This window comes from Burkholderia sp. Bmkn7 (assembly GCF_041103175.1).
Classification (GTDB): domain Bacteria; phylum Pseudomonadota; class Gammaproteobacteria; order Burkholderiales; family Burkholderiaceae; genus Burkholderia; species Burkholderia cepacia.
In genome coordinates this window covers 564655-588624 of record NZ_JBGCUH010000001.1, presented here as the reverse complement: position 1 = coordinate 588624, position 23970 = coordinate 564655, and the positions used below count along the sequence as shown (strand labels likewise).

15 protein-coding genes are annotated in these 23970 nt (G+C 66.2%); 6 read left to right on the top strand and 9 right to left on the bottom strand.

Annotated features, from left to right (window positions below; all coding sequences use genetic code 11):
- Nucleotides 1–38 precede the first annotated feature (38 nt).
- Both AB3K92_RS02525 and AB3K92_RS02520 read right to left on the bottom strand, forming a co-directional pair.
- Nucleotides 39–2141 (bottom strand): bifunctional diguanylate cyclase/phosphodiesterase, encoded by a 2103-nt coding sequence (locus AB3K92_RS02525; protein ID WP_059710561.1) that lies wholly within the window; start codon nt 2139–2141, stop codon nt 39–41.
- Between the two features lie 569 nt (nt 2142–2710).
- Entirely contained in the window at nt 2711–4408 is a 1698-nt protein-coding gene (locus tag AB3K92_RS02520) for a M4 family metallopeptidase (RefSeq protein ID WP_059587494.1), read from the bottom strand.
- A 235-nt stretch (nt 4409–4643) separates the two neighbouring features.
- On the opposite strand from AB3K92_RS02520, the gene AB3K92_RS02515 reads away from it, so the two are divergent.
- Entirely contained in the window at nt 4644–4838 is a 195-nt protein-coding gene (locus tag AB3K92_RS02515) for a hypothetical protein (protein ID WP_155631440.1), read from the top strand.
- 197 nt (nt 4839–5035) lie between these two features.
- On the opposite strand, the gene AB3K92_RS02510 is transcribed toward AB3K92_RS02515, so the two are convergent.
- A complete protein-coding gene (locus AB3K92_RS02510; RefSeq protein WP_230980611.1) occupies nt 5036–6250 on the bottom strand; it encodes an MFS transporter in 1215 nt (404 codons plus the stop codon).
- A gap of 404 nt (nt 6251–6654) precedes the next feature.
- On the opposite strand from AB3K92_RS02510, the gene AB3K92_RS02505 reads away from it, so the two are divergent.
- Nucleotides 6655–7185 carry a toxin gene (locus AB3K92_RS02505; RefSeq protein WP_165580033.1) on the top strand — a complete coding sequence of 177 codons (531 nt, stop codon included), beginning with the start codon at nt 6655–6657 and terminating at the stop codon, nt 7183–7185.
- Nucleotides 7186–7219: 34 nt separating this feature from the next.
- Here AB3K92_RS02505 and AB3K92_RS02500 read toward each other — a convergent pair whose 3' ends face one another.
- The 4 genes from AB3K92_RS02500 to AB3K92_RS02485 form a co-directional block, all read right to left on the bottom strand.
- Entirely contained in the window at nt 7220–7969 is a 750-nt protein-coding gene (locus AB3K92_RS02500; protein ID WP_060089025.1) for an SDR family oxidoreductase, read from the bottom strand.
- Nucleotides 7970–8206: 237 nt separating this feature from the next.
- Complete coding sequence (locus tag AB3K92_RS02495; protein ID WP_175851235.1) at nt 8207–8614, bottom strand: VOC family protein; 408 nt, start codon at nt 8612–8614, stop codon at nt 8207–8209.
- A gap of 315 nt (nt 8615–8929) precedes the next feature.
- Nucleotides 8930–9715: a hypothetical protein gene (locus AB3K92_RS02490; RefSeq protein ID WP_369464399.1), complete on the bottom strand. Its 786-nt coding sequence runs from the start codon at nt 9713–9715 to the stop codon at nt 8930–8932.
- Nucleotides 9716–10370: 655 nt separating this feature from the next.
- Entirely contained in the window at nt 10371–14669 is a 4299-nt protein-coding gene (locus AB3K92_RS02485) for a YadA-like family protein (protein ID WP_369464632.1), read from the bottom strand.
- A gap of 1186 nt (nt 14670–15855) precedes the next feature.
- On the opposite strand from AB3K92_RS02485, the gene AB3K92_RS02480 reads away from it, so the two are divergent.
- A complete protein-coding gene (locus tag AB3K92_RS02480) occupies nt 15856–16662 on the top strand; it encodes a response regulator (protein WP_042973870.1) in 807 nt (268 codons plus the stop codon).
- Between the two features lie 21 nt (nt 16663–16683).
- Here AB3K92_RS02480 and AB3K92_RS02475 read toward each other — a convergent pair whose 3' ends face one another.
- Together AB3K92_RS02475 and AB3K92_RS02470 are read right to left on the bottom strand one after the other, a co-directional pair.
- Nucleotides 16684–18864 carry a TonB-dependent siderophore receptor gene (locus AB3K92_RS02475; protein ID WP_369464398.1) on the bottom strand — a complete coding sequence of 727 codons (2181 nt, stop codon included), beginning with the start codon at nt 18862–18864 and terminating at the stop codon, nt 16684–16686.
- A 346-nt stretch (nt 18865–19210) separates the two neighbouring features.
- Nucleotides 19211–20236 carry an AraC family transcriptional regulator gene (locus AB3K92_RS02470; RefSeq protein WP_059492824.1) on the bottom strand — a complete coding sequence of 342 codons (1026 nt, stop codon included), beginning with the start codon at nt 20234–20236 and terminating at the stop codon, nt 19211–19213.
- Between the two features lie 352 nt (nt 20237–20588).
- On the opposite strand from AB3K92_RS02470, the gene AB3K92_RS02465 reads away from it, so the two are divergent.
- The 3 genes from AB3K92_RS02465 to AB3K92_RS02455 all read left to right on the top strand — a co-directional run bounded on the left by AB3K92_RS02465 (nt 20589) and on the right by AB3K92_RS02455 (nt 23968).
- Nucleotides 20589–21836: a dienelactone hydrolase family protein gene (locus AB3K92_RS02465; RefSeq protein WP_059587485.1), complete on the top strand. Its 1248-nt coding sequence runs from the start codon at nt 20589–20591 to the stop codon at nt 21834–21836.
- 40 nt (nt 21837–21876) lie between these two features.
- Nucleotides 21877–22665, top strand: coding sequence for an SDR family oxidoreductase (locus AB3K92_RS02460; RefSeq protein ID WP_048027245.1), 789 nt, complete (start codon nt 21877–21879; stop codon nt 22663–22665).
- Between the two features lie 64 nt (nt 22666–22729).
- Nucleotides 22730–23968 carry a styrene monooxygenase/indole monooxygenase family protein gene (locus AB3K92_RS02455; RefSeq protein WP_059587483.1) on the top strand — a complete coding sequence of 413 codons (1239 nt, stop codon included), beginning with the start codon at nt 22730–22732 and terminating at the stop codon, nt 23966–23968.
- Nucleotides 23969–23970 lie beyond the last annotated feature (2 nt).

Below are 23970 nucleotides of genomic sequence, written 5' to 3'. Positions count from 1 at the left end.
GCAACCCGCGTTTGGATTGCCGTATCCGGCGTCGTCGGTTACCGGCGCGGGCCCGGATCCAGCTCGGCCGTGACGGCCGATCCGGACGCGGGAACCGTCGCGCTGGCGCGGTTGCTGCCGGTCAGCGCGATCTGCCCGCTGCCGACAATCTCGTTGAGTGGTGCGGGCCTGCCGAGCAGGAAGCCCTGCGCTTCGTCGCAGCCTTCGTCGGCCAGCAGCACGAGCTGGTCGCGCGTCTCGATGCCTTCGGCCAGGATCGGAATGCCCAGGCTCTTGCCGAGCGCGAGCACGGCGCGGATGATCGCGCGATCCTGCGGTTTCGCTTCCGCGTCCGCGACGAACGACTGGTCGAGCTTGATGCGGTCGAACGGGAACGAGCGCAGCGTGTCGAGCGACGAATAGCCGGTACCGAAATCGTCGAGCGCGATGCTCACGCCCAGCGCCTTGATCTGCCGCAGCGTATCCAGCGCGCGCTCTCGCCCGGCGAAGATCGTCGATTCGGTCAGCTCCAGCTGCAGGCGCGACGCCGGCAGGCCGGTTGCCTCGAGCACGTCCGCCACGAGCGCCGTCAGGTCCGCGTGCATGAACTGCACGGCCGATACGTTCACCGCGACCGTATAGGGCGGCTCCCACGTGGCCGCCCGCGCGCATGCCTCGCGCAACACCCACGCGCCGATCTCCAGGATCACGCCGTTCTCCTCGGCGAGCGGAATGAACTCGGTGGGCGGGATCGTGCCGAGCGTCGCATGCTGCCAGCGCAGCAGCGCCTCGTAGCCGCGGATCTCGCCGGTCGTCAGCGAGGTCTGCACCTGGTAGTGGATGCTCAGCTGGTTGTCGGCCACCGCGCGGCGCAGGTCGGCCGCGAGGCTGCGGCGCGCGCGGACGATCAGGTCCATCGCCGGCTCGTAGAAGCAGACCGATTGCGCGACGCTGCCCTTGGCACGGTACATCGCGAGGTCCGCGTTGTTGATGAGGATCGCCTTGGTGGCGGCGTCGTCCGGGTAGATGGCCACGCCGAAGCTCGCACCCGGCACGACCTCGTAGTCGTCCAGCCTGACCGGCTTGAAGAGCGCCGGCTCGAGCCGTTCGAGCAGATCCATCAGGCGGGTGTCGTCACCCATCCGGCAGAGTGCCGCGAATTCGTCGCCGCCGATGCGGGCGACGAATTCGCCTTCGCGCAGCACGTTCGACATGCGCCGCGCGAGGATGCGCAGCACCTCGTCGCCGGCGTGATGGCCGCGCAGGTCGTTGATTTCCTTGAAGCGGTTCAGGTCGATGCCGATCAGCGCGAGCTTCGTGCCCTGCTCTTGCGCCAGCGCGATTTCGAGGTCCAGCCGCTCGTTGAAGCTCGCCCGGTTCGGCAGGCCGGTCAGCATGTCGCTCAGTGCCAGCCGGCGCAGGTGCTCGAGCGATTCGGCCCGCACGTTGCTGTCGATCACGTAGCTCACGAGCCCCGTGCAGACGATCACGAGCGACGTACCCGCGACCGCCAGCGCCAGCGGACGCAGCGTGTTCACGTCGGTCCACGCGCCGTCGAGCGTCAGCGGCGTGATGCGCAGCGCGGACATCCCGGTGAAATGCAGCGCGAGGATCGCGAGCGACAGCACGCCGGCCATCTGGTTGACCGCGTGCGGCGACGGCCGCAGCGCGAGGTGCAGCGCGAGCGCCGCGAGGGTCATCGCCAGCAGCACCGACGCGACCAGGTAGCCGATGTCCCACGACACGATGCCCTCGACCCGCCACGCGAGCATGCCCGTGTAATGCATCAGCACGATCGCGACGCCGACGATCGCGCCGCCGAGCGCGGGCGCGATCCTGACGATGCGGCAGGTCGTCAGCGCGAAGCCGATCGTGCTGCCGCCGACCGCGATGAGCAGCGACACGAGCGTGAGCGGCAGGTCGAATTGCACGGGCGCGCCGGCATCGAAGCCGAGCATCGCGATGAAGTGCGTGCACCAGATCGCCACGCCGGCCGAAATGGCCGTCAGCACCTGCCAGCCGAGCCGCTGCATGCCGGAGGTGTTCACCGTGCGCTGGAACAGGCGCGCGGTGACCCACGAACCGGCCCCGCACAACAGCGCGGCAAGCAGGACCAGCCAGTGATTGTGCCGATAAACGATGCACCCTAAAACTGTCGCCAAAACCTTTCTTCCCCTATCCGTCGCATGCGTGGATGCCGTTCCCGATCGAAACCGCGGGGCGATGCCGCTTCGATCAGGCGCGCCTTCCGGATATCGGCATGCGATAAATAAACTGAACGCCGCGCGGCGGCACGCAAACGATTGCCCGGAAGAAATTTTTTCTGGAAAAAGTGCCGGAACCAGACGGGGCGGGATATCGAAGGATCGGCCGATGGTTTGCCGATCGACCGCCGGGTGTGGGCGATGGGTGATACGGCTGGATTCCGCCGCGTTTCACCGTCGGGTTTCTTCCGGGTTCGTCATGGACGGCCGGGGAACGCGGCGCGGTGATCGATGAAGGTGCGGCAGGTGCAACCATGTCGGCACGCCGTGCCGAAGAACGGGATATGTGGCTGGCGGGACAACAACCGGATTCCAAAGATCGACCGCCCGCAATTGCAGGCGATCGATCGACACGCGTGCGTCATTTGCCCGGGCGTCGCGTGGCCTCGACCGGCTCTCCGTTCTCCGACACGAAATGCCGCCACGCGATCGATCCTCGGGCATTCAACGCACTGGCGCACACGCCATCAATTCACCCCGACCGCGCTCCACGCGCGAGCGACCGTCGCGCTTTCGGCCGAATTCGCGCCGTACAGGTCGTTCGCCGCCTGGATCGATGCACGCCGCGCGTTCGGGTAGCTGGAGTTCGCATTCAGATACACGGTCAGCGTCCGGTACCAGATCTTGCCGGCTTTCTCGCGGCCCAGCCCGGTGAAGGTCGTGTCGCCGTTGCAGACCAGTTTCGCCTTCGTCAGGCCGGTATCGGTCGACGGCACCGTCGGGCCTTCCGCCAGCAGGTAGAACAGGCGATTGCCGACGCCCGACGTGAAATGCGGATCGTGGCGCGGATTCGACCACGAGAATCCGCCGGACGGGTAACAGCTGAACGACCGGCCATCGAGATCCTGCTTGTACATCTTGCGCAGGCCGCCGCTCACCACGCGCGCACCGATCACGTAGTTGCCGGGATCGTTCGGGTTGTTCGCGTAGTACTTGACGAGCGTGCCGAAAATGTCGGAAGTCGCTTCGTTCAGTCCACCCGCGTCGCCCGAATAGTTCAGGTTGGCCGTGGCCTCGGTCACGCCGTGGCTCATCTCGTGTCCGGCCACATCGACCGACACGACCGGCTTCGGCAGGCTCGTGCCCGGCTGGCCGTCGCCGTACACCATGATGTGCGACGGCATCCATGCCGCGTTCGCGCCGGTCGTGCCGCTGCCGGTGTCGAACACCACGTGCGCGAAACTCTTCACGCCGCGCCCGTCGTTGAAGATGCCGTTGCGGTTGTGCGTCGTCTTGTAGTAGTCCCAAGTTAACGCCAGACCGTAATCGATGTCGGCGGCGACGGTCTGCCGGTCGGTGGTCGCATTGTTGCCCCACACGTTCGTGCTGCTCGTGAAGATCGGCAGGTCGGTCGCCTGCTCGACGTCCTCCGCGATCAATCCGCGACCGTCGTACACGGAGCCGCCGCCGCGATTCGGATCGAGCATCCGGTACGCGTTCGTGCCGGTCTGGTCGGTGGTCAGCGTCAGGTTGCCGTAGTACAGCGAGCGGCCGGTGCCGGTCGCGGCGGCGGTCTTGATCAGGTCCTGCGCATCGAGCACGGCGCCCGTGCGTGCGTCGACGTAGTACAGCACCGCATCGCCGTGCACGTCGTTCGACTTGCCGTATACGCGCACCGCGTAGGCCAGCGTCGGCGTGACGTCGCGTGCGAACACCACGAGCTCCGCGTCGTCGACGCGGCGCACGTCCGAGTTGAAACGCGCGGTCGCGATGCGCTTGACCCGGGCGTTGCCGATGTCGGGCGCGTTGCGTATCACGGAGCGGTTTCCGATCTTGCCGATCGTGCCGGCGAGATTGATCGGCGCGAGCTGGGTCACGCTCGCCTGCTTCAACTGCCCCTTGCTCGAATGGACGACCACGTCACCGCCGATCACGGGCAGGCCCGCGTAGAAGCGGTCGAAACGCACGTGCTCGGTGCCGTCGGGATCGACGATCACGTCGCGCACCTCGAATTGATCGCCGTCCGTCGGCGCACTCGCCTGCGGCCCTGCGAACTTCAACGTGCGTGCTGCGCCGCCAGCGGCCAGACTGAAGGCGGACGGGTTCTGCTGGATCAGTTGCAGTGCCTTGTCGACCGTAGCCGACTGGTCGCCGGCCTGGGCAAAAGCACTGAGACTCGCGACGGTAATCGCGGTGATGGACAGCAGGCGAGACAGTTTCTTCATGTAATCCCCCGGTTATGTATGGGTGATGTTCGAGGAATGCATCAAGTACAGACTTTGATCCAGGACATGTCACGAACTGCAGGGGGATGCTAGGAGGTCATTTTTATAATTACAAGATATTTTCTGACAGGTTAATAACTTCTTTCGGCGATGTTAATCGAGTCATGATTTGGTTATAAATCTGAAATGATCGCGTCGGTTGCGATGCCGGTTTCGGCAACGCTGCATCGGCGGAATGCGCGCGCTGAGCCCGCCGTTATTGGGGAAAGGCAGTGCGTGGGTCGGGCGGACGGAAGATGTGAAGCTCGAGGTAACGCGGCAGATGCTGTTTGCTTTATTAAATATTGATTTTGATTATTGCCATTCCAGGCACTCCGCCGGACTTTTTAATGCTTTGCCGATTCTCGCCCTTGATGACACTGCCTTTTAATTCGTAGTAAAAGCGTCGCAAGCGACGCGCGAGAACATGTTTTCTACGAATCATTTGTTTGAGCGGCACGGCACAGCCGGCAGCACACTGCCTCTCGCATCGCCCTGTCCGAGCAGCGTGACGCGGACGCACGGCCGCACACCGCGGTTTTCGCGAGAGAAGCTACGGCCGATGAACCATCCGGCGACGCCGGCCGCCTACCTGCCCCGCACCTTGACCTGCACCACCAGCCACGTCAGCGCCCCCAGCACGAATACGACGAGCGTCCACGTGCCGCCATGGTGCTGCAGCACCGCGGCCGTCGCGGCGATGCCCGCCAGTCCCTGCTGCAGGAAACCGCACAAGGCCATCGCATGCGCGCCATGTTCATGCGCATCGCTGACGGCAGTCGCCATGCTGTTCGGAAACAGCACCGCCTGGCCGAAGATCGCCAGGCAATACAGCGCGATGAAGATCCACAGCCCGGTGAAATGGGTCAGCAGGCCGCTCAACCACGACACCAGCATCAACGTGGTTGCGAACGCAAGCAACGCGGCGCCGGCATGCATCAGCCGGATGCCGCCGAGCCGCCTCACGAGACGGTTGACCAGCATCGCCCCGCTGAAATAGGCCACGCCGAGCAGCAGGCCGATACTGCCGAAGCTCGTCACGGCCAGCTGGAAATGCTCCTGGAACACGAACGGGCTCACCTCCTGCAAGGTGACGGTCGTCGCGAACCCCAACCCGCCCGCGCAGGCTGGCCACAGGAAGCCCGGGCGCCGCAGCAGGAGCCAGTAAGTACCGGCCAGGCCCGACGGTTTGGCGGCACGGCTTCCCGCCTTCAACGGCAACGTGTAAGACAGCCCGATCGCCAGCGCGGCGACGACGGCCATCAGCACGAAACCCGTTTGCCAATGACTGTATCGGCCGATGAGCCCGCCGATGAACTGGCCACCGCCCAGGGCCGTGATGAAGGCGATCGACAACACGGAGAGGCGTCGCGCCAGTTCGTCGCCGCGCCAGTTGTCGCGGACGACGATTCGGGCGATGATCGCCGCGCCGCCGCCGCCGATGCCCTGGATGGCGCGCAACACGAGCAGCGCCGGTGCGGCCGTGCAGCCGGCGAGCAGCAGGCTGCTGCCGATGAACAGCAGCAGCGAAATCAGCAGCGGGCCGCGCCGGCCCCAGCGTTCCGCGGCAGCGCCCCAGAATGGCACCGGCAGCGCTGCACCGATCACATAGGCCGAGATGGATAACTCGGCGCCGCCTTGCGTCATCTTCAACTCGCGCATGACGACAGGCAGCGACGGCAGGTACACCGTCGTCGCCATTTGCGCCATGAATACGACCAGGCACGCCAGCGCCATCAGGGGAGCGGCCGACGCCGCAGGTTCGCACGGCGCACCGGCGGCAAGAACGGGTTTGTCGCTCATGCCAGCCCTCGATCCGATCGGGACGCACATCCGGTCGTTACCCATTCGGGTGCACATGACGGGCGCCCGTCGCGGGCGCTATCCGCGTACATGCGCGTCTGAAATCCGGGTTCGGTCGCCATCGTTTCTCTCACGTTGTTTTTTTTCGGGGTTTGCCGCGATTGTGTGCGGCAAGACTGAAGCGGCTGATTGTACAAAGGTGCGGGAAACGAGTGGTAGACGCCGAATTCAAATGACCGTCGGGGAGCGGCGAGGGGCTCCCTGCGCCGCCCGCCGCGACAATGCAGGACGTGTGGTGCGGCAAGCCGGGCCATGACCGGTATTCAATGACGAACCGCCGTCGAGCGACCGCTTCGCGCATGAGGCACAATAGCCGCCTTCAACATTCAACCGCGATCAAACCCATGCGCTTCGTCGTCGTCGGAACCAGCGGGGCGGGGAAATCCACTTTTTCCAGCGCACTGGCGGAAGCAACGGGCTGCCCGTACATCGAGCTGGATCGACTCTATTGGGGCCCCGACTGGACAGCCGTGCCGCCGGAACAGTTCGAGCGCGCCGTGCGGGCCGCGACGGCCGGCGACCGATGGGTCGCCGACGGGAACTACGGCGCCGTGCGCGACGTGCTCTGGTCCAGAGCCACCCACGTGATCTGGCTCAACTTCGGGCGGCGGACGGTGTTCTCCCGGGTGCTGTGGCGCACGTTGAGCCGCGGGCTCATGCGCACCGAGCTTTCGCACGGCAACCGCGAGTCGCTGCGGATGGCATTTTCGCGAGAGTCGGTGCTGCTGTGGTCGTACACCACGTTCGCCAGGAATCGTGTCAAGTTCGCCGGCCTGCGCGACGACCCGAAATACGCGCATCTGCACTGGACGGAGATCACCCGGCCTTCGCGCACCCGCGCGGTCATCGACATGCTGGCTCGCGCCGGCCGTTGAGCGCGGCGCGACGCGCGTTTGCGCCGATGCGAACTCACTTCACGGCCGCATTGCCTCCGTCGGCGAACAGAGCCGAGCCGGTAACGAAACTGGCCATCGGGCTCGCCAGAAACAGCGCCGCGGATGCGATCTCGTCGGGGCGGGCGATGCGCTTCATCGCGTGGAGCCCGGCCGCCCATTCCTTCTGCTCGCGGTCTCCCCCCATCGCGGTGTCCACACCGCCCGGCAACAGTGCGTTTGCCCGAATCCCCCGTGCCGCGTAGTCCGCGGTGATGCCCTTCACCAGTCCCATCAAGCCGGCCTTGGACGCACCATACGCGGACATGCCGGGTAGCCCGACGCTGGTGCCGACGAAGCTGGACGTGAAGACGATCGAGCCGCCGCCGCGTTCGAGCATCGCGGGAATCTGGTTGCTTGCGCCCAGGAAGGCCGCCGTCAGATTGGTAGACAGCGTGTGCTGCCAATCGTCGAGCGAGATCTCCGCGAGCGGTTTGAGCGGCCCGACGGTTCCCGCGTTGTTGATCGCGATGTCGAGACCACCGAACTCGCGCAGCGCCGTCGCGACGAGCCTTCGATGCGTATCGGCGTGACAGACGTCGCCGGCGCAGGCGAACGCCTGCCCGCCGTGACGACGAATCTCGTCGGCCACCTCGTTCAACGTGGATTCGCTTCGCGCGCCCAATACGATTGACGCGCCATGCGCCGCGAACATCAGTGCGATCGCCCGGCCGATTCCGGTGGAGGCACCGGTGACGATGGCGACTTTCCCTTCGAGTAAGGTCATCTTCTTCACATTCCGTGAGTGAGGTCAGTCACGGCAATGTAGGCGACCGTTTGCAGGCAGACACTCCGTTTCTTGCTGTTGAAGCCCGGTGCGACGGCATCGCGGGTGGTGCGGCACGGCCATGTCGCGCGCTGCGGCGATCTGCACGGGATGGAGATGCGCAGCCTTCCCGACCTGCACGGTCATTGAAACGGCGGCCCGCGCCGGCACCCGAACGCGGTATGACGCTTGCCGGCGTCAGTCGTCGAACGTGCCTTGATATTCCGGCGCGGCATCCGCGCGCGTGTTCAGCTCGAACATCACGCCGCCCGGCGCGCGGCAGAAGAAACGCGAACCGCGCCCGTTGTTGAAGACGTCCGTCACCATCTCGACGCCCTCTTCCCTGAAGCGTTCGAACGTCGTGCGAACGGCATCGAGGCTCGGCAGTTCGAACCCGACGTGGAAATTCGTCGGCCACGCGGTCTCATCGTCGCCGGCGTGATCGATCACCACGTCGAAACCCGGGCGTTTGAGGATCCAGGATTTGTCCCAGCTTCCCGCGATCGTGAAGCCGAGATGCCGCTCGAAGAATCGGGCCGTCGCCAGTGTGTCGGCGGAAGGGAAGCTCAGGTGATTGAGCTTCATGGTTTGCGTCATGGCAGTCATTGCGAGTCTCCGTCATGCGTCGATCGGCGGAGGCCCCATGCCGTTCCGCCCGACGCACCCAGAATACGAGCCGCGGCTCGCATTCGACAATTCGCATTCGCCGCCTGGCTCGACAGCGCGCGAACCCGCGAGAAATCGCGGATCGGGGCGCGATTGCGAGTGCTGCGGATCGCACCATTCGCATTTGTCCGCCATTTGGCTGAACCACATCACTTCCGGCAGCCGCCCACCTTGTTTCTCGAGAGAGCCATCTCCATCGGATCCTCTTTCCGGACAGGTGGAACCATCGTTGAAAGCGACACGCCCCATGCCGCCCTACGTCTTCGCCGCTTCGTAAACCTTCGTCTTCGGGTTGAACCGGTATTCGACGACATCCGCGGTGCCGTCGGTCTTTTTCCGGCCGGCGTTGTCGATGCCCGTCCCGTTCATTGCCACGCGAAGGCGCGGCCAGTCCCTGCCGTCTGCCGGCAGGAACGTGAGCGTCGCCGAGCCGTCCTTGCACGGTATCCGGTTGCCGGTACCCGCGGCATCGCATGCCGCGCCGCTGTCGTTGCCGCGAAATACGTTACCGGCATAGGTCCATTCAGTATCGTCAGGATTGCTTGACGCATCGGTGCGCCGATAGACGAACATGTCGAACGACTTGATCCGGGTACCCGAAGCCAGGTACCAGGTCGGCACGGCCAGCACGATCCGCCCGTCCGGCAGGGTCGTGCTCACGGCGGGTTCCCTGTCGTCGATCGTGTCGGCCTTTTCGTCACCGCCAAACTCGCCGATCGAGCGCTCTGACTCGACCAAGTCCCAGCCGGCCACGCCGCCGTCCGTGACCCATTCGAAGGTCGCCTCCGTGATCGTCACCCTGGCATCGTGCGCCGGCTCGGCGGTGTTCTCCTGTTCGGCGTACTTGTTCGGCGTCTCGTAGGCGAAGCCGGTGAAGTAGTGGCCGCCGTTCAGGTCGAACGCGTGGCCGTACCAGTATGTGGCCTGGCTTCCATTGGCGATCTCCATCGTCGCCTCGCCATGCGCGTCCTTCTGGTAAATGCCCTCCAGCACCTGGCCCGGCCTGGGCGGCACGGGCGAGTCGCGCCCTTCGCGCGGCAAGGTAACGGCCTGCGTCGCCGACGCGACCGCCGGCTGCGCATTCGATGCGGTATCGGCCTGGCCGGAACGATCCCCGCATGCCGCGACCAGAAGCGAAACGACGGACAGCCACGCAACTTTCCCGATCATGTGCCTCTACCCCGGATGCATCTTCAAGTGACCCGATGCACGCTCACGGGTGCACCAATTGATATCGCCGTTCGATACCGGTTGCCCGGCCGATCGATTCGGGCGCCGGTTCTCTTGTCGAACCCACGGCGCGGACTGTCCGGGCGCTAGCGGCACCTGCCGTCGTAACCGGCCGGCAAAGGCGATGGCAACGCGACGCGCTGCGCGGGAAGCATCCTGTTCTCGGGTTTCATCGTTTTCATGTTTCGTTGTCGGCGCCCATACGGGACTGGAAGGCGTGCTCGGACACGCTCAATGCGGAGTGCATTGCGCCAGCGCCGATTATCTCCACAATCGGCGAATCATTCATCCATCGACGGCATCGGCTGCCGGACAGGCCCGGCATAACCACACCGCTTTTCGCGACGCATCAAGCGTCGACGGCCCGGGGTCGACAGACTCACCCCGGGCCACGGATCTCCCGCCGGTGTCGGGCATCACGACCGCTGCCCGACACCCCCGTTCGATCGATACTGCGCGGACAACGTCAGAACTGGTAACCCGCGCCCACCACCGCGCCGAAGTCCGAACGCGTGTTGCCCGTCACCGACGCCTTGACGACCCAGCGGTTGCTTTCCGTCACGTACGAGTACCCGGCGGCGAAACCCTGCTGGCCGTGATAGTTCGACGTCGCCGCCGAGACCATCGAGCGGCCCGCGCCCGTCGGTTGCGGCAGGCCGGCCACGGCCATTGCCGATGCCACGCCGCCGTACATGTCCTTCTTCAGGTCGTTGAACGAGTTGTACACCTGGCCGATGCGCTGGTCGGTGTAGCCCTTCGCCTGCGACGTGGCGGTCGACAGGTTGTCGTTCAGTTGCTGCACGTTGACCGCGTCGGTCGGCGCCGTGCCGGCCGCGACGTTCGTGACCTGGCGCTCGCTGCCCTTCGCACCGACCGAGAACGAGTTGTCGCGATCGGCGACGGAGCCCTGGCCGACCGCCACCGCGTTCTTGCCGGTTGCGGTTGCCGTCGACCCGATCGAACCCGCATCGGCACGTGCGATCCACGTCGTGTTCGCATCGGTCGCCGCTGCGCGGATCTGGTCGTTGGCCGCCGCGTTCTTCAGCGCGTTGTTGAACTGGCCCATGTTGACCGCGTCGTTGTCCTTCACGCCCGCCGCGACACCGGTCAGCACGCGGTCGCCCGACGTGCCGGAGAAGTTCACGCTGGTGCCGCCGGTATCCTTCCCGACCGTGATCGCGCCATTCGGGTCCTGCTGCTGCACGAGGCCGGCCTTGCCGTTCGCGATGTTGTTCACGTTCCCCTGCAGGTTCGTGATGTCGGTCGTGTTCTTCGCGACCTGCTGGTTGGTCGCGTAGAGCTGCGAGCCGTTCACCGCATCCGTGCTGGTTGCGCTGAGCGTGCCGGCCTGCACGTTGGTGATGCGCGTGCCACCCGCGCCACCGAGCGTGATCGAGCTCTTCGACGCGTCGTCGTACTGCACCGCGAGCGCACCGAGCTGGTTGAGGCTCGACTGCACGCCCTTCAGCTGCTTGACGTTCACCGCGTCGGTATCGGCGGTGCCCGCGGCGACGTTCTTCAGCACGACGGCCGCGTTCGCGTCGCCGCCGATGAGCGATACCGAATTCATCCGGTTGCCGTTCGCGTCGACGTCGTACTTGACGACATTTTTCACCGCCTCGCCCGCCTGGTTGGACACCTGCGTGATCTGCTGTTCGAGCGACGACTTCACGCCCGACAACTGGCCGCCGTTCACCGCGTCCGTGCTGCCCGCGGCGACGTTGCCGTCGGCCACGTTCGTCAGCTTCGTCGGTGCACCGCCGCGCGCCGCGTTGTAGGCGCCGAGCGTCGGGTCGAACTGCAGCGCGTCCTGCTGCAGCCCCGCGATCGCGGCCGTGTTGCCGGCGATGTTCGTTTCGGCATTGCCGATACGCGTTTCGTGATTCTCGAGCGTCGTCGTATTGTTGAGAACACGACCGTCGAGATTCGTGAGCGCGTCGCCGACATTGTTGAACGAACCGCCGCCCACCTTATAGTCCGGCGCGCTGATCGAGCCGTCCGGATTCGCCGTCGCGCCGCCGCCCAGCGCGGCCGCCGTGCCATCGGTTGCACGGCGCAGTTGCGCGCCGTTCACCGCATCCGTGCTCCCGGCCGCGACGTTGCCTTCCGCGACGTTGGTCAGGCGCACCGGGCTCCCGCCGTTGCCCGCGCCGAGCGAAACCTGCTTCTTGCTCGCGTCGTCGTACTTCACGGCGAGTGCGTCGAGCTGGCTCGTGCCGTCCTGGATCGCCGCGTTCAACTGGTCGACGTTGACCGCGTCCGTGCCGTTCTTGCCGGCCGCGACGTTGCCGATGCGTTGCGGGCCGTTGCCGCCGTGGCTCGCGTCGTAGGTGCCGAGGTTCGCGTTCCACTGGAGCGCGTCCTGCTGGAGCGCCGCGATGTTGCCGGTGTTCGTCGTCACCTGGTTGCCGAGCGTCGTCACGTTGTTGCTGACGTTCGTAATCGACTGGTTCAGCGAGTCGGTTGCCTTGCCGAGCTGGCCGACGTTCACGGCGTCGCTCGCGGCAGTGCCGTCCGCCACGTTGTGCAGGCCGACCGGCGACTGCGCGCCCTTGCCGCCGAGCGTCACGCCGCTGTGCGCGTCATCGTCGTACTGCACCGCGTTCTTCGTCGCGTTGCCGATCTGGTTGTTGATCGACGTGCTCAGGTTGCCGAGCGTCGTATTGATGTTGTTCGTCACGCTCGTGCTGAGCGACGACAGGCCGCCGTTCAGTTGCCCGACGTTCACCGCGTCGGTGTTCGCGACACCGGCCGCGACATTGTGCAGCGTCGTGCCGTTCGTGCCGGCGAACGTCACCGAGTCGAAGCCGCTCTGGCCGTCGTACTTGACGTTGCGTGCGTCAGCCGCCTGCAGGTTGCTGATGTTGGTGGTCGCCGTGCTCAGCGATGCGTTGATGCCGGTGACGTTGCTCTGCAGGTTCGTGATGTTCGACGCGGCGGTCGAGATCGACGATTGCAGCGGCGCGACGCTGCCGTTCAGCTGACCGACGTTGACCGCATCGGTGTCGGCGACACCGGCCGCGACGTTGCCGATGCGTTGCGGGCCGTTGCCGCCGTGGCTCGCATCGTATGCGCCGAGGTTCGTGTTCCACAGAAGCGCGTCCTGCTGGAGCGCCGCGATGTTGCCCGTGTTCGTCGTGACCTGATTGCCGACATTCGCGATCGACTGGTTCAGCGTATCGGTTGCCTTGCCGAGCTGGCCGACGTTCACGGCGTCGCTCGCGGCAATGCCGTCCGCCACGTTGTGCAGGCCGACCGGCGACTGCGCACCCTTGCCGCCGAGCGTCACGCCGCTGTGCGCGTCGTCGTCGTACTGCACCGCGTTCTTCGTCGCGTTGCCGATCTGGCTGGTGATCGACGTGCTCAGGTTGCCGAGCGTCGTGCTGAGGTTGTTCGTCACGCTCGTGCTGAGCGACGACAGGCCGCCGTTCAGTTGCCCGACGTTCGCCGCGTCGGTATCGGCGACACCGGCCGCCACGTTGTGCAGCGTCGTGCCGTTCGTGCCGGCGAACGTCACCGAATCGAAGCCGCTCTGGCCGTCGTACTTGACGTTGCGTGCGTCGGCCGCCTGCAGGTTGCTGATGTTGGTGGTTGCCGTGCTCAGCGAAGTATTGATGCCCGTGACGCTGGTCTGCAGGTTCGTGATGTTCGACGCCGCCGTCGAAATGGACGTCTGCAGCGGGGCGACACTGCCCTTCAGCTGGCCGACGTTGACCGCATCGGTGTCGGCGACACCGGCCGCGACGCCGCCGATCGTGGTGCCGTTGCTGCCGTCGAGCGCGATCGCCGCGTGCGAATCGTCGGTGTATTTCACGACGTTCTTCGTCGCCGTCACGATGCTGGTGCTGAGGCTGTTGCCCACGTTGGTCACACGCTGGTCGACGTTCGAAATCGTGGTCGACAGCGAATTGCCGACCGACGTCACGCGTGCGTCGACGTTGGCGATGCTCGTGCTGAGCGTGCCGTTCACGTTCTTCAGCTGCTGGACGTTGACGGCATCCGTATCGGCCGCGCCCGCCGCGACGTTCTTGAGCTGACGCTCGGCGCCGATCGCGCCGAACGACACCGCGCCGCCGACCGGCGCGGCCGTGCCGCCGAACACCGGCGTGCCGCCGTTGTTGGCGCCGACGCTGCCCGAGCCGATCGCCACCTGGTTGTTGTCGTTCGTCTGCGCGCCCGCACCGATCGCCACGGATTGCGTGCCGCCGGCGCGCGTCTGTGTCGCCGCGTCGTACGACGCGCCGGCCGACACGCCGTCGCTCGAGGTCGGGTTCGCACCGCCGATCGCGACCGAACGGTCGCCGCTTGCCAGCGCCGAGTGGCCGAGTGCGATCGAGCTCGTGCCGCGCGCATCGGCGACGTTGCCGAGCGCCATCGAGAAGTCGCCGACCGCGGCCGACTGGCGGCCGACGGCGAGCGACGTATTGCCTTGCGCGACGGCTACCGTGCCGATGGCCGTAGCCGAGTTCGCCAGCGCCTGCGAACCGACGCCGATCGCAATCGCGCCGCCGCTGCTGGTGCCGCCCTTGCTGCTCGCATTCGACTGGTCGCCGATCGCGATCCCGCTGGTACCGGCCCTGGCGTTCGTCCCCATCGTGACGTTTGCCGTGCTCACCGCCACGTAGCTTCCGCTCTTGGTCGACACGCACAGCGGGTTCGTCCCGTCGATGCACTGGCCGTTCAGCGCATTGTCCGGGTTGCCGCGGTCGACGAAGTTGTCCGCATGCGCGGCCCCCGCGATCAGGACACCTGCGCCTGTGAACATGGCGGCGGCAAGCGCCGAAATCTGCTTCCTCTTCATGGTCTTCTGCTCCGTTTTGTAGCGTCTGGTTTGTATACGGACTACTTAATTTTCTTGAAGGATTCAGCTGCGATTACGATTGCGACTGCGATTACGATTACGACTTCAGTGCGGAACCCGATTCCGATGCCCGGCCCGAGCGTGCCGAAGACGACACGCATCGCCCGCCCGTAGCGACGGGACGTTCGAAATCCCGGGCACGCCGTCGGTGTGACGGCCCGTTCCGTTAATTCGGTTAATGCATTAGGAATGCATATCGTTTTATATGGGCGAACTCGCCCATCGACTGAATCCGGAGATTCAACCGCCGTTATGGACACCCCTGATTTGATGTCGCGCCGACCGCGACCAACCCCGCTTCTTTTATTTCATCGACGGCAACCGGACGTGCGCCCGAGCGCTACGGACATGCGTTCGGATGAGCATCAATTGATGCCACGCCCCCGAATCACGCAACGTCCGTCACGACCCTCCGTGCCTTGTGCTGCCCCGTGCAACCCTGCATTCAAAGTTCGGACGAATTATGAGACACGCACCTGAATTATTGAAGGCGACATTCTTTATAGATTGTAAAATCCAATACATTCAATAAGTTGCGTGAAAAACGCGCACCTCGCAAACGATTTCGTGGCGCCAAAATTAATCCAGATGTTTTGTCGGGCGGACAAATGCTTTGCCGAAACGGATTAAAAATAAACTCCGGCGAAAATATTTCCGCAGAAAAAACCGCCGAGCCGCACGATCGCGTGCGGGCAAGAATGAAAATGGCGGAAATGGACAGGCATCAGGTGCGATACCGCTCACGCAAATCACAATACCTGATGAAGAATCCGAAAATCGGAATGAAACAAATAGAGTCAATGCGTCTGGCAAGAATCGAAATATCCCCCTACAATTCGGCTCGCATCGACACGGTCGGCCGCGCCCTTTTCCACGCGCGGCGGCGGCAAAGCTTCGCGTCCTTACCGGATCAGCGATCAATACAAGCAACACCGGGTATTACGCCGACCGGTCGTCTGTCGCGCGGTTTGCGCGAAATCCGAATATCGATGCGCTTGTGCGTTGCCATAGAGCAGTTTCCAACGATTATCCGAACCGGGCCGGCCACCCGCAGGAACGCAGCCAGCAGCCATTCCAGAACAGGTGCACGATGCATCCATCGACCTCCGTATTGGGCGACGCTCATATCCTGATCGTCGACGATCAGCCCGACCAGCTTCGCTTGCTGATCGACATCCTGCGCGGCACCGGGTGCCGGATCAGCATTGCATCCGACGGGCTCCAGGCGTGCCAGCGCGCGCAGGCGCTCATGCCAGACCTGATCCTGATGGATGTCCGGATGCCGCGCATGGACGGCTTCACCGCATGCCGGCTGCTGGCCGCCGATCCGCTGACGTGCGCGATTCCGGTCATCTTCCTGACCGTGGCGGGCGCGTTGCACGAACGCCTGGAAGGGTTCGAGATCGGCTGCGTCGACTACGTGGTGAAGCCGTTCGAGCCGGCCGAAGTGCTTGCACGGATTCGCGTGCAGCTCGCGCGGGCGACACGCGAGCGGCCCGTCGACACGGAAAGCGTGTTCGTGACCGGCAAGGACGACGACATCATCGTGCGCGCGGCCATCCGCCACCTGGCGCGGACGCTGAACGATCCGCCGACGGTGGAACAACTGGCACGCGCGGTCGGCACGCATGAAAAGCGGCTGTCGCGGGCGTTTCGCGACAATCTCGGCCAGACGGTGTTCGAGTATCTGCGGCACGAGCGGCTGCGGATCGCGCAGGATCTGCTGGATTCGACGTCGCTCAGCATTGCCAGCATCGCGAAGGAGATCGGTTTTTCCACGCCGGCGAATTTCGCGACCGCATTCCGCGAACGTTTCGGCCTCACGCCGACCGAGTGGCGGCGCCAGCGCCACGCCGGTGAACGCGCCGCGCGCCGGGAGCCGCAACGCGACGCGTAGGACGCGTTCCGCGCGCTCGCGCTACCAGTTGTATTTCGCGCTGGCGAGCACGGTCCGCTCGTTGCCGAACACGCACACGTTGTACGACTGGCAACCGCTGACATAACGCCGGTCGAACAGGTTCGCGACGTTCAGCGCGAACCGCCAGTGCGGCATCTCGTAGTGCAGCGCCAGGTCGACCAGCGTCACGCTCGGCACTGTCAGCGAGTTGTCGGGCGCGCCCGCCGACGCGCTCTGGTAACGCACGCCGCCGCCGAACCCGAGGCCCGACAGCACGCCCGCGCGCCAGGTCCAGTCGGCCCACATCGAAGCCATCTGCCGCGGCAGCGGCACGGCCACCGGCCAGTGGTTCAGCGACGCGTCGTTCGCCTGCACGTTCTTGACGTCCTGATGGACGTACGACGCGACGATCGACAGCTCGCGGGTGACCTTGCCGACCGCGCTCAGCTCGATCCCGCGCGAGCGGACCTTGCCGGTCTGCATGGAGGTCGTGCCGGTCGGGTCGAGATTGACCGGCGTCGGCGTCGCGACGTTGGTCTGGTCGATCTGGTAAAGGGCCGCACTCAGCATCAGGTTCCGGCCCGGCGGCTGCCAGCGCAACCCGGCTTCCGTCTGCGTGCCGCGTGTCGGCTTCGGCAGCCCGCCGCCATACAGCCGCACGCCGATGACGGGATCGAACGACGTCGAATGGCTCACATACGGCGACAGCCCGGCGTCGCCCCGATAGGTGAGCCCGACGCGCCCGGAGAATGCACTGACGTCCTGCCGCGCCTGCTTGCCGGCCGTCCGGTCGTCGAACCGCGCATTGACGAAATCCTCGCGGCCGCCGAGCGTCAGCGTCCAGCGCTTCCAGCGGATCTGGTCTTGTGCGTACACGCCGAACGTGTTCATCGCCGTGTACTGGTCGACGTGGCCGAGCGACGTCGGGCCGGCGAAAATCGCGTCCGTGACGGGCCGGTACACGGGGTGATACAGGTTGAGCGACGGCGCGATCGCAAGCCACACGCTGTTGGTCGTCGTCTGCCGGTCGTATTGCGCGCCGAGCAGCAGCGTATGTTCGAGCGGCCCCGTGCCGAAGCGGGCCTGCGCGTGGTTGTCGATGTCGAGCCGGCTGTAGTTGAGCTGGAACAGCCCCGCGGTACGCATCATGTTGGTGGTGCTGCGGGGCGCGAAGCCGTTGCCGAACACCGTCGCGTCGTCGAGCGACAGGTGCGACCAGCGCACGTCCTGGTGCAGCGACCAGATCGCGTTCACGCGGTGCTCCAGCGCGTAGCCGAGCGACCACTGCTTCTTCCGGTAGTCGTTGAACCCGGGGTCGCCCATGTAGATGTCCTGCGACAGGCGGCCGTTCGGGTTCGGCAGCACCGTGCCCGACGCAGGCAGGAAGTTCGACGAAATATCGCCGCTGTCCTGCAGGAACGTCGCCGAGAGCGTCAGCGACGTGTCGGCGTTCGGCCGCCAGCGGAACGACGGCGCCAGCGCGACGCGACGGTCGCCGTTCGGGCCGGTTTCCGCGTTGCCGTCGCGCGCCACGCCGACGAAACGATACGCGTACCGGCCGTCCGGGTCGAGCGTATCGCCGACATCGACCATGAATTGCTTGCGCGCGTCGTTGCCGATCTGCACGCCGGCTTCACGGACGCGTTCGCCGTCGGCGAGCTTCGTGTGCGCGTCGACGATCGCGCCGGGCTCGCCCGCGCCGTACAGCACCGACGTCGGCCCGCGCAGCACCGCGATCGAGTCGATCGTGTACGGGTCGACGCGCCAGTCCGCGATCACGGCCGTATGCGGCGCGGCCACGCCGTCGACGTACAGCGTCGGCGTGAAGCCGCGCAGCGCCGCATACGAGTCGGTGCGGCTGTCGGCACCGAACGTCGCGAATCCCGGCACGTAGCGCAGCGCCTGGTTCAGGTCGGTCGCGCCGGTCATCTCGATCTGCTGCGCGGTCACGATGTTGATCGTCTGCGGCACTTCGGCCACCGGCGTGTCGGTTTTCGTGCCGGCCGTGGTGCGCAGCCCGACGAGCCCGCTCGACGAGCGGTCGCCCTTCCCCGTCACGTCGATTTCCGGCAGCACGGCCGCCGGCGGCACCACTGCCGCACCCGATGCCTGCGCGTGCGCGGCGCCCGCTGCCGCCACGTACAACGCGCTTCCGGCGGCGATCGCCATCGCGCGTTTCGCCGCCCCCGTCCCCGTTACCATCGTTCCATGCTCCGTCGTGCTGGTGGCCGATTCGACCCGATCGCGGCGCGATCTCGGCGCGACGCAGCGCCGGCGCCCGCCCTGTGTTGTCATGCAGGCGATGCTGGTTGCGCGCGAGTCGGCATGCAACGGCCAATGGCGTCGTTCGCGAGCGCAGCGATCATACCGGGCGAACGTAACGGAGTCTTTAAAAAAGTGCGCCGGCGGGAAAAGCCGGCGTCTGGCGCTGTGGAGGCGGGGCCGGCGCGGGATCGATCCATGCGGCGGCCCTCGTGGAAGACGGGTGAAAGGCGGCGATGCCAGGCTGCTGCGCCCCGGGAGCGGCCGTGGGCTGCCGCCGGAGGGTCTAAGCGCGCACGCGCCGCATCCTGAGCGTCGCCGACGGCGACTCGCCGAACGCCCGCTTGTACTCGATCGCGAACCGCCCGAGGTGCGCGAAACCCCACTTCAGCGCGATGTCCGTCACCGATGCGAGCCCCGGCGACTCGTCGGCCAGCAGTTCCTCGCGCACACGTTGCAGCCGCAACTGCCGCACGAAGCCCATCGGCGTGATCCCGTGGCGATGGCGGAAGCCGGCGAACAGTGTGCTCGGGCTCACGCCGGCGAGTTCGGCGAGCCGCTCGATCGTCAGCGGCTCGTCGAGATGAGCGCGGATGTAATCCTCGACGCGCCGTACATAGAACGGCGCGAGCGCCACCGGCAGGTGTCGCGTGCCGTTGCGCGCGCTGTTCGGGTGGCCGTGCAGCAGCAGGTTGAGCAGCGTCGATTCGAGCGGCTCGAACGCGAGCGGATGACGCAGCGGATGCGCGTCCGTCGCGATCGCGCCGGCGAGGACCGGCAGCAACTGCGCGAGACACGCCCCTTGCGACGACGACAGGCTGAATGCCGGTTCGAATTCGACCGGCGCGCGCCGGTCGTCGCCGAAATGCCGCTGCGCATGGCGCTCCATCACTTCGCGCTCGATGCGCAGGATGACTTGCGGGCACGCGTCGCCCCAGCGCATCTTCAGCGGCAGCGTCGGCGAGATCAACGACGCGGTGCCCGGCGACGACACGAAACGCGCCGATCCGCACTCGATCTCCGCGTCGCCGCGCAACGGGATCTGCAACAGGAAGAAGTGCTCGAGCGGCCCGGGCTCGATGCTGACCCCGCCGCCGTAATCGAGCAGGTTCAACGACAGGTTGCCCCAGCGCGCATGATGCATGCAGCTGTGCAGCGCGCGCGATTCGCCGGTCGGCGTGAGCCGGTGCGGCTTGAAGACGTCGGCGACACGCGCGCGCACCTCGTCGACATCGTTCGACTGCAGCAGCAGGTTGTCGTGATTGAAACAGGCGGTGTCGTCCAGCCAGCCCGTTCCGGAAAATTGCGCCATCGATGTTCTCCCGTCATGCTCGGTTGCACTCGCGCCGTGCATGCGTTCCCGGTGTGGGGGCATTCGCCGCACGATCCGGATAGCGCCCGGAGTATCCGGACAGTCCGGCCGCCAAAGCACGCAAGTCCCGCGCAAACGACGCAAGAAACGGACCGTTCGCGCATCGTAGAAAACTGTGCGTGCTTTCAGCATCCGCACATACCCGCAGTCGGCCGCGCGCCTGCCCACGCGCGGCGGCCGGTGCCGCAGGTTTCCGGAATTCGCGGATACCGGCCGAAGAAAGCGGATAGAAGCGCACGTTTCGTCCGCCAATACTGGGCTCGTCGCAGCAATGAATTCAACGGAGGGACAGATGAAAGGACGTCACATCGAGATTCCGTCGCCGGACGGCGGAACGTTTCGCGCCTACCTGAGCACGCCGGCCGGCGGCAAGGGGCCGGGCATCGTGCTGTGCCACGAGATCTTCGGCGCGAACGCGACGATGCGGGAGGCCGCCGACTACTACGCGGAGGAAGGTTATACGGTGCTCGTGCCCGACCTGTTCTGGCGCCAGGCGCCGGGGATCGAGCTCGGCCATGCGGCAGCCGATGTCGAGCGCGCGATGGCCCTGTATCGCGAATTCGACGAGAACAAGGGCGTCGAGGACATCGGTGCCGCGCTGGACACGCTCAGGCAGCAACCGGAATGCACGGGTGAAGCCGGCGTGCTCGGCTACTGCCTCGGCGGCAAGCTCGCCTATCTCGCCGCGTGCCGGCTGCCGGGCGTGGCCGCGGCGGTCAGCTACTACGGCGTGGGCATCGAGCAGGCGCTGGACGAGGCCGCGCACCTGCGGGGCCGGCTCGTGCTGCAGATCGCGGGGCTGGACCGCTTCTGCCCGCCCGACGCGCAGCAGCGCATCGCCGACGCGCTGTCCGGCCGCGACGGCGTCGAAGTGTATGTGTATCCGGGCGTCGATCACGCGTTCGCCCGCGTCGGCGGCGATCATTTCGACAAGGCCGCCGCGGTCATGGCCCACCAGCGCGCGATCGCCGCGTTCCGCGCCGCGCTCGGCCCGCACTACGACCTGTCCACACTGTGGGAAGCGCATCTCGAACACGAATTCGCCACGCGCAACGTCGATGCCACGATGGCGACGATGGTCGCCGAGCCGTACGTCAACCATGTTCCGACGCTGACGGGCGGCGTCGGCCACGACGAGCTCAAGCGCTTCTACACGCATCACTTCGTGCATGCGAATCCGCCCGACACGACGATCACCCCGATCTCGCGCACGATCGGCGCGAGCCAGGTCGTCGACGAGCTGCTGTTCTGCTTCACGCACACCACCGAGATCGACTGGATGCTGCCGGGCGTCGCGCCCACCGGCAAGCGCGTCGAGATTCCACTCGTCGCGATCGTCAAGTTTCGCGGCGACAAGCTCTATCACGAGCACATCTACTGGGACCAGGCGAGCGTGCTCGTGCAGATCGGCCTGCTGGATCCGGCCGGCCTGCCGGTCGCGGGCGTCGAGACGGCCCGCAAGCTGCTCGACGAAACCGTGCCGTCGAACGGCCTGATGCGCCGCTGGCAGGACAGCGAGCCGTCGACGGGTGCGCACTGACGCGCCCCCTCCCTCACCCCACGATTCACGGAGACACCCCATGACTGCCCTTGCTGGCAAAGTCGCGATCGTCACCGGCGGCGCCACGCTGATCGGCGCCGCGGTCGCGCAGGACCTGAGCCGCGCCGGTGCATGCGTCGCGATCCTCGATCTCGATGCGGACAACGGCGCGCGCGTCGCCGGTTCGCTCGGCGACAAGGCGATGTTCGTCGCGCTCGACATCACCGACGATCGCGCGATCGAACGTGCGATATCGGCGATCGTCGAGCGGTTCGGCGCGATCGACGTGCTCGTCAACCTCGCGTGCAGCTACGTCGACAACGGCATCCAGGCGACCCGCAACGACTGGCTCGCCGCGATGGACGTCAACGTCGTGTCGGCCGCAATGCTCGCGAAGGCCGTGCATCCGCACATGGCCCGGCGCGGCGGCGGCGCGATCGTGAACTTCAGCTCGATCTCGGCCGAGTGCGCGCAGACCGGCCGCTGGTTGTATCCGACGTCCAAGGCGGCGATCCGCCAGCTCACGCGCAGCATGGCGATGGATCTCGCGCCCGAGCGCATTCGCGTCAACTCGGTATCGCCGGGATGGACGTGGTCGCGCGTGATGGACGAGCTGACGCACGGCGACCGCGCGAAGACCGATCGCGTCGCCGCGCCGTTCCACCTGCTCGGCCGCGTCGGCGATCCGTCCGAGGTCGCGCAGGTCGTGACGTTCCTGTGCAGCGACGCGGCGAGCTTCGTGACGGGCGCCGACTACGCGGTCGATGGCGGTTATTCCGCGATGGGCCCCGAACAGGCGGTGCCGGCCATTCCGCGGCTCGCGGAGTGACCGTTCCCCGCCGCCGCTTTTCGCAATCATTCCGGCCGGCCTCCGGCCTACCAAGGACAACCCCATGAGACGCATCGCCATCGTCGGCGCCGGCCAGTCCGGCCTGCAACTCGCCTTCGCCCTGCTCGGCCAGGGCTATCACGTGACGCTCGCGACCAATCGCGACGCCGAACAGATCCGCACGGGCAAGGTCATGTCGAGCCAGTGCATGTTCCATACCGCGCTGCAGATCGAGCGCGACCTCGGCCTGAACACCTGGGAGGAAGCGTGCCCGTCCGTCGAAGGAATCGGCATCGCGGTGCCGCATCCGGACGGCGGCGGCTGCAAGGCGATCGACTGGTCGTCGCGGCTGACCCGCTATGCGCAGTCGGTCGACCAGCGCGTGAAAATGGCCGACTGGCTCGACGGCGTGCGCCGCCGTGGCGCGGACGTGCGCATCGGCGACATCGGCGTGCCCGAACTCGAGGAACTGGCGCGCAGCCACGACCTCGTGCTGCTCGCGGCCGGCAAGGGCGAGATCGTCAACCTGCTCGTCCGCGACGACGCGCGCAGCGCGTTCGACCGCCCGCAACGTGCGCTGGCCCTCACCTATGTGAAAGGGATGACGCCGAGCCAGCCGTATTCGCGCGTGCGCTTCAACCTGCTGCCCGGCATCGGCGAGTATTTCGTGTTCCCCGCGCTGACCACGACGGGCCCGTGCGAAATCATGGTGTTCGAAGGCATTCCGGGCGGCCCGCTCGACTGCTGGGCCGACGTGAAGACGCCCGAGCAGCATCTGGACCGGAGCCTGTCGTTCCTGCGGCAATACGTGCCGTGGGAATTCGAGCGCTGTCGCGACGTCGAGCTCACCGATCCGAACGGCACGCTGGCCGGGCGCTTCGCGCCGACGGTGCGCAAGCCGTTCTTCCGGCTGCCGTCGGGCCGCACCGTGTTCGGGATGGCCGATGCGGTGGTCGTCAACGATCCGATCACCGGGCAAGGCTCGAACAACGCCGCGAAATGCGCGAACGCCTATTTCGATGCGATCGTCGCGCGCGATGCCGCGCCGTTCAGCGAAGACTGGATGCAGCAGACGTTCGAAGGCTACTGGGCCTATGCGCAGCATGTCGTGCGCTGGACCAACTCGCTGCTCACCCCGCCGCCGCCGCACATCCTCGAACTGCTCGGCGCGGCCGGCCAGTTGCCGTCGCTCGCCGCGGCGATCGTCGACGGCTTCGACGATCCGCGCCGGTTCTCGCCGTGGTGGTTCGAGCCGTCGGCCTGCGCGGCGTTCATCCGCGAACACAGCGCACGTTCGGAGTGACC

Bases quoted from the DNA above. Each gene is read 5' to 3' on its own strand.
- AB3K92_RS02520 (WP_059587494.1), bottom strand. From the start codon at position 4,408: ATGAAGAAACTGTCTCGCCTGCTGTCCATCACCGCGATTACCGTCGCG.
- AB3K92_RS02515 (WP_155631440.1), top strand. From the start codon at position 4,644: ATGCGCGCGCTGAGCCCGCCGTTATTGGGGAAAGGCAGTGCGTGGGTC.
- AB3K92_RS02510 (WP_230980611.1), bottom strand. From the start codon at position 6,250: ATGAGCGACAAACCCGTTCTTGCCGCCGGTGCGCCGTGCGAACCTGCG.
- AB3K92_RS02505 (WP_165580033.1), top strand. From the start codon at position 6,655: ATGCGCTTCGTCGTCGTCGGAACCAGCGGGGCGGGGAAATCCACTTTT.
- AB3K92_RS02500 (WP_060089025.1), bottom strand. From the start codon at position 7,969: ATGACCTTACTCGAAGGGAAAGTCGCCATCGTCACCGGTGCCTCCACC.
- AB3K92_RS02495 (WP_175851235.1), bottom strand. From the start codon at position 8,614: ATGACTGCCATGACGCAAACCATGAAGCTCAATCACCTGAGCTTCCCT.
- AB3K92_RS02485 (WP_369464632.1), bottom strand. From the start codon at position 14,669: ATGTTCACAGGCGCAGGTGTCCTGATCGCGGGGGCCGCGCATGCGGAC.
- AB3K92_RS02480 (WP_042973870.1), top strand. From the start codon at position 15,856: ATGCATCCATCGACCTCCGTATTGGGCGACGCTCATATCCTGATCGTC.
- AB3K92_RS02475 (WP_369464398.1), bottom strand. From the start codon at position 18,864: ATGGTAACGGGGACGGGGGCGGCGAAACGCGCGATGGCGATCGCCGCC.
- AB3K92_RS02470 (WP_059492824.1), bottom strand. From the start codon at position 20,236: ATGGCGCAATTTTCCGGAACGGGCTGGCTGGACGACACCGCCTGTTTC.
- AB3K92_RS02465 (WP_059587485.1), top strand. From the start codon at position 20,589: ATGAAAGGACGTCACATCGAGATTCCGTCGCCGGACGGCGGAACGTTT.
- AB3K92_RS02460 (WP_048027245.1), top strand. From the start codon at position 21,877: ATGACTGCCCTTGCTGGCAAAGTCGCGATCGTCACCGGCGGCGCCACG.
- AB3K92_RS02455 (WP_059587483.1), top strand. From the start codon at position 22,730: ATGAGACGCATCGCCATCGTCGGCGCCGGCCAGTCCGGCCTGCAACTC.